The following is a 2,591-nucleotide window of genomic DNA, read 5'->3' as shown; positions in this document are numbered from 1 at the left end:
ACAACCGGAATCCGAGACAACTATTAATGCTAAGGTATAAGTTCCTATTTGATTATAGGTGTGACTTGGTTGCTGGATGTTACTCGTAGTATTATCGCCAAAATCCCATTCGTAAGTTTGAATACTTCCTGTAGTAATACTTGAATTATTAGACAAAGTTATTGCATCTAGCACGCAGGTATCGTTTACGGTGAAAGCCGCAGTTGGATTTGGGTCGATTGTTATTTGTTTAATGATGCTATCAAAACAACCTAAGTCTGATTCGGCATAAAGCGTAACATTATAAGTTCCTGCGTTTGAATACCAATGTGTTTCTAAAGAATCTAAGGCAGTGGTGTTGTCCCCAAAATCCCAATGTAAACTATCAATCACACTGCCCAAACTAAGGGTACTTAGGCTGATAAAGTTAACAGAATCTGAAAAACAATTTTCGTTAGAGGCAAAATTTACTATTGGATTATCATATATATTAACGATAATACTATCTGTCGTTTGACATCCAAGATTTGTTTCAACCGTATATTTTACCACAAAAGTACCTGAACTGTCGTACGTATAAGTAAAATCTTCTACAAAAGCGGAATCACTGTTTCCAAAGTCCCAATAATGATTGGCTATTGAATAGCCATTATTTACAAAACTTGACCCATCTAATGTGATGCTATCTCCCAAGCAGTTATTTCCGGAGGAATTAATAAAAGCAAAGGGATAAACGGATGGGATGGATTCGTAATTGAGTCCTTGACATGCACCATTTAAAACATATAATGCAGTATAGTTACCCAAACCGTAAGTTGTAATATCTAACATACTACTTGTTTCACCTACTAAAGCAACGGAGTCTTTGTACCATTGCCAAGTCCCACCTGTAGTGTCTATACTTGCGGTTAACAAATAATCATTGGTGCAAAAACTACCAGTATCTGCTATTTGAAGGTCATATTTTTTGCCATAGTTTAAATCTAAATTATCAAACATAATTCTATCAAAATAATTACTAATTCCATTAGTGTTTATCAGAATACAAGATGGGGTTAGTGCAATTGCGTAAGTTGGCACGGAAGGTGAAAAAGTAAAGGTAAAAGTATGCCAAGTACTATCAATAGGAATTATTGGACTAATGGAGTCTAAAATATACCAGTTTGGATCGGCGCAATATTGGTTTAGAATTGGAATATTACTGCAGTTTGTGGTTCCCATCAATGAAAGGTGAATTTTATGACTGAGCAGATTAATCCAAAAAGGGTTTAGATAAGAGTTATACGTGTCAAAAGCAAGTGTGTAAGTATTTCCGGGCATAAATGGTGCATTTAAACAAGCATAGATGCCAGAATTATAAACCCAACTAGGATTATTGTTTTTATTAAATTCCATTTGAACAAATCCATTGCCTACGGTTAGTGAGCATTCTTGTGGTGGATTATTGTAGGTGAGAGAATTGTTATAATTACCACAACTGTCACAAGAATTTAAGTAATTAAGTGCCCATCCATTTAAGGAAGTTTGTGCAGATGTCCAATCATCTAAACAGCCTAATTGATTGGTGTTGGCAGGCCATGGATGGGGAACTGGGCAACAGGAAGAGTTATCGAAATTTGGATTGGGAATGGCGGAAGACGGTTGTGCATTTAATCCAGCACCACATTGACAATCGGGATCGTACAAATCAATCAAGCCGTCGCCATCATCATCTAATGCGTTATCGCATATTTCTTGCGCATATAATGAAAGTTGCAAACCAACTAAAAAAATGAAGCCTACAGTTTTTTTTAACATAGCAATATCATAAAATTTTATTTTTACCAGTTATTAAATAGTCTAAAGTAAGCTTTAGTCTTAAAGATCATGCTAAGGGTTTAGCTATCGTTTAACCAGCTATTTTTAATTCAAAAAAGTATCAAAGGAATGGTGCTTTAAAAAGATAGCTGTGCATTTAATTTAAAGCATTCAAAAGAATACAGCATTGCATACAGTTTAGTATGCCCTCCAAACTTTTGCCTTACCTTAATACGGTAATTATTCCAGTGTCCGAATGTTTTTTATCCGACATGGATTCGATAAAATCAATTTTCCAAACATAAGTATCTTGTTTGACCAATTCAGCGTTGTAAAATCCGTCCCATCCACCATTAGGATCAAAGGATTCAAATACTAATTCTCCCCAACGATTATAAATTTGCATACGAAACTCATAGACATTTACTCCTGAGGTAAATTGTGGTTGAAAAATACGGTTAATGTTTCCAGAACCTGGTCGGAATGCATTGGGGATAAAATATAAAATTTCGTCTTTTACAATGAGTATGGTTTCATAAGAGTCAAAGCAAGATGCAGTGGCGTCTGTAACAGTTAAGCCAACCGTATAGTTTTTAGCAAAACTAGGATAGGTATACAAAGGGTTCTCTTCAGAAGAGGTCGTATTATCGCCAAAATTCCAATCATAGCTACTTGCATAAGTAGACTTGTTTTTAAATTGTACTATGGGCTCTTGAAGATTAGGGGAGTTGGGACTAAAAGTAAAATAAGCTTTAGGGTTAGCAATCACATCAAAATAGTTAGTATACAATACAGAATCCACGCAACCAGCACTG

2 protein-coding genes are annotated in these 2,591 nt (G+C 35.3%); both read right to left on the bottom strand.

All coding sequences use genetic code 11. The features are described from left to right. On the bottom strand, positions 1-1,776 hold a 1,776-nt coding region (locus DNU06_RS17320), incomplete at its 3' end, for a PKD domain-containing protein (RefSeq protein ID WP_146239322.1). Positions 1,777-1,999: 223 nt separating this feature from the next. Further along, positions 2,000-2,591 (bottom strand): T9SS type B sorting domain-containing protein (locus tag DNU06_RS17315; RefSeq protein ID WP_146239321.1); only part of this gene is annotated, 592 nt, incomplete at its 5' end.

The organism is Putridiphycobacter roseus, from assembly GCF_003234935.1.
Classification (GTDB): Bacteria; Bacteroidota; Bacteroidia; order Flavobacteriales_D; family Crocinitomicaceae; genus Putridiphycobacter; species Putridiphycobacter roseus.
The sequence above is the reverse complement of the archived record's forward strand: the minus strand, read 5'-3'. Positions and strand labels throughout refer to the sequence as shown.